We start from the raw sequence: 6941 nt of genomic DNA on the forward strand, positions 1-6941 counted from the left end.
GCCGCGTTTGGATGCCTACTTTGCTTCCCCTCTGGCGCTATGCGCACGACGGGTAAGCAGTGCGGCCTCGCGGCTACTGGGGTCTACCAGCCTTCGCTTCGCTCTCCATGGCTGGCAGCGGCGGAGAAGAACCAAAAAAATACTATTCGGCAGCAGGCAGAAATCTGTAATACCCTGATAGCATGACCCCGGCACATGCCGGGGCGAGATAAAACCCTTGCTCGGGATGCCCTGCAACAAACCCAGTGATGACAGGCCCAAAAGGCAGGCCTGTCATCCCTGCGGGCCCTGCAGCGCAGTGGCTATGAGGGGATCAATGACCTGCTTCAGATAGGAATGAGGCCGTGCCTGCTCCCTCAGACCAGCCCCCGGTGGAAGAAGCCGATGATCACCAGCACCAGCAGGAACAGACCGAAGCCCAGCAGGGTGAAGCCCAGGGCATAGGAGACGGTTTCAAATTCCTTGGAGGGCGGTTCTTCCAGGTATTTCTCCAGTTCGCCGCTTTCCTTGAGGCGCTTGTAATGCTCGGGGCGTTCTTCCTTGAATTCCTCCAGGTCCCAGCGGCCGGTGAACATCACCCGGTCCAGAGGAAACTTGCTGGGCCGGAAGTGGTTGTTGAAGAAGTGCACCACGAACAGGGTCATCACCGCCAGGAAAGCCTCCAGTCCGTGAGCCAGGGTGGCCAGGTTGAAGGCCCAGCCCGGCAGGAAGCGGCTGAAGAAGGGTGAGAACCACAGGATGATACCGGACAGGCCGATGATGAAGGCTCCCCAGTACACCGCCCAGTAGTCGAACTTCTCCCAATAGGTCCAGCGGTCGAACCTGGGCGGCTCGCCCTTGCCAAAGAACCATTTGAACTGGGCTTTCATGTCTTCCCAGTCCTTTTTGCGCGGCAGCAGGGAGTCCGGCCCGAACCAGTCGAAGTCCCTGTCCCGCGTCACTCTCCAGATCACGGCCAGACCGTGACCGAAAACGGCGAACAGAAACACCACCGCCGCCGTGCGATGGATGTAGCCGAAAGCACGGGGGCCGCCGAGGAAATCGATGATGGCCGTAGCCCAGGCAGTGTCCGGGAACATAACCACCATGCCCGTGAGCACCAGGGTCAGCACCGACAGGGCCAGGGCCCAGTGATTGAGACGCCACTGCCAGCTGAAGCGGCGGAAGGCCTTGCCACTGTGGTGCTTCACCCGCTTGGTGCGCACCCGGTAGCGTTTGCCGTCCACGGTGACCCATTCATAGGGACGGGATTTCAGCTCGCGCCAGAACCAGAGCATGGAATGGCTGTAGAAGAAGATCAGGGTCAGGATGATGATGCCCACCATGATCCTCCCCAGCCACCACAGCTCGGGGTTGCGCTCGAAATCGCCCACATCGGCATGAGCGCGGAATTTGATGAAATCCGGTCCGGCATCCTCATGACACTTGCGGCAGGTTTCGAGGCGTTTTTCCTCTGACACCAGGGAAGCCGGATCGTCGATCTTATGGGTATTGTGCGGATCGTGGCAGTCCTTGCACTGGGCCACGTCCTTGTCTCCCAGCCAGGCAAGCTGACCATGGGTGGTGGCCTTGTTGCTGCGCACCTCTTTGTCGTGGCAGCTTCCGCACTCCTCGACAATGACCCGGTGCGCGGACAGAGCGCCAGCCTCGGCGATCTGGTGCGCGGAATGGCAATCGGTACAGGTGGCGCTTTCACCCTTCCAGGGCGTCTTCAGGCTGGCGCCGTGAATGGACTGCTGATACTCTGCCAGTTCCTTTTCATGACAGTGGCAGCAGGTCTCGGGGGAATTGAGCTTGTGCGTGGTGGAACGCGGATCGCTGGAGGGCAGCACGTAATGCGCCGTATGACAATCGGCGCAGCTAGCATTGTTTTTCGCGCCTTTCTTCTGCGCATGCACCGAATGGGTGTATTGCCGGGTCTGGATGACGATATTCAGGCTGTCGCTGTGCAGCCAGGGCGCGCGCTCGGGGGCCGTGCCCTCCCCCTGCTTGATGTGACAGCCCACGCAATCGACGGTTTCCAGGTCTTTCTTGTGGGGCAGGGCTTCGATATCGCTATGACAATCGAGACAACTGTACTTGCCATGCACGCTCTGGTGCAGCATGCCGCCGTCCACATGCAGGGGCCGATAGGGCGGCGCGCCATGCTCGCCCTGGGGCACGGCAAAGCCCTTCTGCCCATGACAGCCCAGGCAATCGCTTTCCTGGATGTCTTCCCTCGCAATACGCTTTTCCCCGGGCAATGGCTTGTCCGCCGCCTGGGCCAGGATCACAAAGGCGGCCAGCAGGCAGCCAGCGGCAAAACGCAGGTACAGTCTCTTCATTGGCTCAGAGCTTCTGGGTGAATTCAGGATAGGCTTCCAGGCCGATCACGGCGATATCCGCGCCTTCGTATTCATCCAGTTCTGACAGACGGATGCCCATGGTCTTCTTCAGACCCAGCCATGCCAGATAGCTGGCGCCGAAGGTCCAAGCGAAGATCAGGGCGATACCGCCGATCTGCGCCCAGAAACTGGCGTCGGGATTGGAGAACACCACGGCGATCAGGCCCCAGATGGCCACTACGCCATGCACGGAAATAGCGCCCACCGGGTCATCGATATGCGCCCAGCGATCCATGAGCATGATGGAAACCACCACCAGCAGCCCGGCCACCACGCCAATGAAGGTCGCCAGGCCGGGAGTGGGGGTATAGGGCTCGGCGGTGATGGCCACCAGCCCTGCCAGAATGCCGTTGAGGCCCATGGTCAGGTCCGTCTTGCCCCACCACAGACGCGACAGGATCAGGGCCGCCACACAGCCCCCCGCCGCCGCGATATTGGTATTGACGAAGATCAGGGAGACGGCATTGGCATCGGCCACGGAGGTGATGCTCAGCTGGGAACCGCCATTGAAGCCGAACCAACCCAGCCACAGGATCATGGTGCCCAGGGTGGCGAAGGTCATGTTGGAACCGGGTATGGCCATGGGCTGCAGGCCGCCACCGGGTTTCTCCACGTATTTGCCCTTGCGCGGCCCCAGGAGCAGCACCCCGGCCAGAGCGGCGGAGGCGCCGGCCAGATGCACCACGCCACTGCCGGCGAAATCCAGGAAGCCCGCCTGGTCGAGGATGCCGCCGCCCCATTTCCAGTAGCCTTCGATGGGATAGATGACGCCGGTCATGACCACGGAGAACAGCAGGAAGGCCCACAGTTTCATGCGCTCGGCCACGGCCCCGGAGATGATGGACATGGACGTCGCCACGAACACCACCTGGAAGAAGAAATCGGAGAAATAGGAATGACGGGTTTCGCCTCCCGAATTCACCACCTCGCCCAGGCTGTGATCCAGCCCCAGGAAAAAGCTCAGGGAAGGAATCCAGGCGCTGTCGCTCTCGCCGTACATGATGTTGTAACCCATGAACATGAACATGATGCAGGCGATGGAATACAGGGCAATGTTCTTGGTCAGAATCTCCGCCACGCTCTTGGTGCGCACCATGCCCGATTCGAGCATGGCAAAGCCCGTGGCCATCCACATGACCAGGGCGCCGGACATGAGCAGGAAGAACGTATCCTGGGAATAGATGAGTTCGATGAGTGTGATTTCCATGGGGGTAAAACTCCCATTGGTGACGATACTTTAAGACTGAAACGGCAAGCTGCCTGCCTCCAGGGAAGTGGGCAGCCTGCCGGACACGGACCGGCCTTACTTTTCGGCTTCAGCCCTGGCGGCTTCGGCTTCTGCCTTCATGCGCGCTTTCATGATGTTGAAACCATGATTGTCGCTGTCCGAGGGTCGCCAGGCCTTGGGCGGCTTGGCTCCCTTGAACCAGCGGTGCATGGGCGAATCGAGAATCTCGTTGAGGAGCTTCTCCATCTTGTCCGCACCTTCGGTGTTGCCGCTATGACGCGCCTTTTCAATGGCCTCTTTGATGTCGGGCACCATCTCGATATAGAAACGGTGGGCCACTTCGAAGACACCTTCCCAATGCACATAATCAGGAGCGAACATGGCCGCGCCATGACGGGCCCGGCGGCCTTCGTGGTGCCACAGGTAGAAGTAGTTCCACTCCACGGACTCGTTGAACTTGGTCTTGTCGCGCAGGCCGTTCTCCAGCATGGCCACATACAGTTTCTTGGCCGGAATCAGGAACTTGTCGTTGAAGGTGACAACGAAAGTATCCAACTGCTCGAAATGGGCATCGACGATGTTGTTGCCGTGACAGGCGCGGCACACATTCTTCATGTCTTTGCGGCGCTGCAGCCAGGGCTTGACCTTCTTGCCCTTTTCGATGGCCTTGGAATCCACCTTGGCGGAAACCGGCGCGCGCAGGTTCCAGGCAATGCGGTCGCCGATGTCGTGGGTCACCGGCAGATCCTTGGTGCGGCTCATGTGGCAGGTGGCGCAGGTGGGCGCGGCCGTGTAGTCCTCGCCCACGATCCACTTGCCTGAATCCAGGTTCATCTGATCCTTGTGCGCGCGGAAGGCAATGCCATGGGCAGACTCCTCGTAGATCTCTTTCTGCGGATGATCGGGACCCAGATGGCAACGGCCACAGGCATTGGGTTCCCGGGCCTGGGCGGCAGAGAAGTTGTGGCGCAGATGACAGGCGGTACAGGCGCCCTTGGAACCATCGGGGTTGATACGGCCAATACCGGTATTGGGCCAGCTGGACTTGTCCAGAGAACCGTCGGAATTCACACGCACGATGGAGCCGTGACAGGCGGCGCAGCCCATGGCGGTGATGGGCGAGGTTCCGGACAGGGTGGGCGCGCCTTCCACCACTTCAGCCAGCACATTGTCCAGGGAACCAAGAATATCGCCCGCGGTGGCATGGTGGCTGCGATCAAACTCTTCCACTTCACTCTTGTGGCACTGGGCACAGTCTTTGGGAGAGACGATGACAGAGATCACGAAATCCTTGTGCATAATGGCATCTTTTTCGCTGCGGTCGGCCTTGTGGCATTCGTAGCAGCCCACGTTGGCGGAAAAGTGCTTGGAATGTCCCCACTGGTCATAGATGCCCGGGGTCTTCTCCCGGTGACAGGACATGCAGGTGACGCTCTCGCGGCTGAGCTGATTGAAACCGGACAGAATCTTCACCGGCTCCTCTTTGTTCATGACCTTCTCCACCTTGGCCTGAGCAGGCTGTTGGGCGGGCGCAGCCGGCGCTTGGGACTGGGGAGCCGCCGGGGGTGCCGGCATCTGAGCATTCTTCCACCACCCTGCCGGATTGGCATGGGTCGTGGACCACAACATCAGGGACAACAGGCCCAGGACTGAAACCATCTTTTTCATCAGGATCTCCATTCAAGATTCCACAGTGGGACAAACAACCATCGTGGTAACAGGCAAATCCCGGGCCAACTATTGATTTTTCAGCCTCTAAAAATAACAAATATTAGAAAATCGTGGACTTATGAGTCAGCCAAAACCAACCCAGTTCACCCAGCCAAGAACAGGAGGCTGCACCGACAAGCAGAGCGCACGCCCGGATTTGGTGCATGACCTTACCCCTGATGCACCAAAACCAAACAGAAAGCCCGTGACGTGCGAACACATCACGGGCTCCGCCTTATCATGAGGCCAACGTCAGAACAGGTCGGACAACTGTTTTTTGAGTTTGTCGAACCAGCCCTTGCCGCTCTTGCCACCTGAAGCCTTTTCCTTGATCTCGTCAATCTGCTTATGCAGTGGTTCGAAATCCTTCCTGGTGCCATAACCCAGCACTTCCGCCATCTTCAGCTCTTCATCCGCCGCCTTGAGCAGCTGATCCAGCTGTTTGCTGTCCTCGTCAGAACGGGATTTCTTCTCGGCAAGCTTTTCGGCTGCCGCAAGCATGTGCTGACTGCGCAACAGCGGAAGAGGCACGACTTCGGTCGTTACGACCAGGGTGTTGAGCGCCGTCTGTAGAGCCGGTTTCGCCTTCTCGGTCTCTCCCTTGTCCAGCAGGGGAGAGATGGCCTTGATGGCATCCGGATAGGTGGCCAGAGGAATGCTGGTAGTGCTGATCACCACTTCACTGGCCAGATTGCTCATCAGGCTGCGCGCCTCCTGCACCTTGCCGTCGTCGAGCAGATTCCTGGCTTCCTTGATGCTGGCCTTGACGGTATCCACGCTGGCAAACAGGTCATAGGTGACCATGTCCACGGACACGGGTACGAGCGCCAGCTTCGGGTCCCTTGCGAGGATCAGTTCCAGTTTGCCTGTCGTTGCCTCCAGCGCCTTGAGGGTGTCGTCGGTCTTACCTTCGTTGAGGGCCTGCAGCGCCTTTTGCGTCTGTTCGATGGCAGCAACCGCCTCTTCAACGATTTTCTTGCGCTGCCCGGCTACTCTGTCAGCGGCAGACTGATCCACCTGAGTCTGAACCGCCTTGCTTTCCGCAGATTTGTCCTGCGCCTTTTCGGGCAGTGCAGATGCCTGTGTGAACCCGGTCACCACGAGAAAAAGACCGGGCAACATGAAAGAAAACAGCTTTTTCATATTCAACCTCCTCTTATTCTTCAACTTCGTCTACGGACTTGGGCAAACCGGCCAGTTTACAGACCATCTGCACCGGGCCTTTGGGAAACAGCTTGTACAGAAAATCCCGATAGGACTTGGTGTCCCGGTAGCGCTTGCCATGCCGCCGGCCCAAGGTCTTGAGAAAGGTATGCATGCTGGGATGCCGCATGTGATCTTCATAGTATTCACGGAAGTAGTAGATCATGCCCCAGTGGGTGTCCGTAAGCTTCAGACCCTCCTGTTCCGCGATGGCTTCAGCCACAGCTTCATCCCAGTCATTGGGATTCAGCAGATAGCCTTCCTCATCAGTCTCTATACTCTTTCCATTTACTTCTAACGTAACTACTCACCCCTATCAGCATAGAGCTGTCCCGAAAAGGCCATTTGAATGGCGACCAGCGGATTGTATCCCTGATTTGCCATGGTCTGCAGGTAACTGGAGATGCGGCAATAGG

The 6941-nt window shown here is 58.6% G+C and carries 4 protein-coding genes and 1 pseudogene; all 5 read right to left on the reverse strand.

The features are described from left to right. Positions 1 to 356: 356 nt before the first annotated feature. Positions 357 to 2324: a cytochrome b/b6 domain-containing protein gene (locus tag ACOCD2_RS09635; protein WP_293647150.1), complete on the reverse strand. Its 1968-nt coding sequence runs from the start codon at positions 2322 to 2324 to the stop codon at positions 357 to 359. 4 nt (positions 2325 to 2328) lie between these two features. Continuing rightward, positions 2329 to 3591 carry an ammonium transporter gene (gene amt / locus ACOCD2_RS09640; RefSeq protein WP_293647152.1) on the reverse strand — a complete coding sequence of 421 codons (1263 nt, stop codon included), beginning with the start codon at positions 3589 to 3591 and terminating at the stop codon, positions 2329 to 2331. Positions 3592 to 3687: 96 nt separating this feature from the next. Next, positions 3688 to 5280 (reverse strand): multiheme c-type cytochrome, encoded by a 1593-nt coding sequence (locus ACOCD2_RS09645; protein WP_293647154.1) that lies wholly within the window; start codon positions 5278 to 5280, stop codon positions 3688 to 3690. Positions 5281 to 5574: 294 nt separating this feature from the next. Beyond that, positions 5575 to 6465: a YfdX family protein gene (locus ACOCD2_RS09650; RefSeq protein ID WP_293647156.1), complete on the reverse strand. Its 891-nt coding sequence runs from the start codon at positions 6463 to 6465 to the stop codon at positions 5575 to 5577. Positions 6466 to 6478: 13 nt separating this feature from the next. After that, positions 6479 to 6811 (reverse strand): annotated as a pseudogene (locus tag ACOCD2_RS09655) (TusE/DsrC/DsvC family sulfur relay protein); the annotation flags it as partial. Between the last annotated feature and the right edge of the window lie 130 nt (positions 6812 to 6941).

It is taken from the genome of Thiolapillus sp., from assembly GCF_048562965.1.
Lineage (GTDB): Bacteria > Pseudomonadota > Gammaproteobacteria > Chromatiales > Chromatiaceae > Thiolapillus > Thiolapillus brandeum_A.

Bases quoted from the DNA above. Each gene is read 5' to 3' on its own strand.
- amt (WP_293647152.1), bottom strand. From the start codon at position 3,591: ATGGAAATCACACTCATCGAACTCATCTATTCCCAGGATACGTTCTTC.
- ACOCD2_RS09645 (WP_293647154.1), bottom strand. From the start codon at position 5,280: ATGAAAAAGATGGTTTCAGTCCTGGGCCTGTTGTCCCTGATGTTGTGG.
- ACOCD2_RS09635 (WP_293647150.1), bottom strand. From the start codon at position 2,324: ATGAAGAGACTGTACCTGCGTTTTGCCGCTGGCTGCCTGCTGGCCGCC.
- ACOCD2_RS09650 (WP_293647156.1), bottom strand. From the start codon at position 6,465: ATGAAAAAGCTGTTTTCTTTCATGTTGCCCGGTCTTTTTCTCGTGGTG.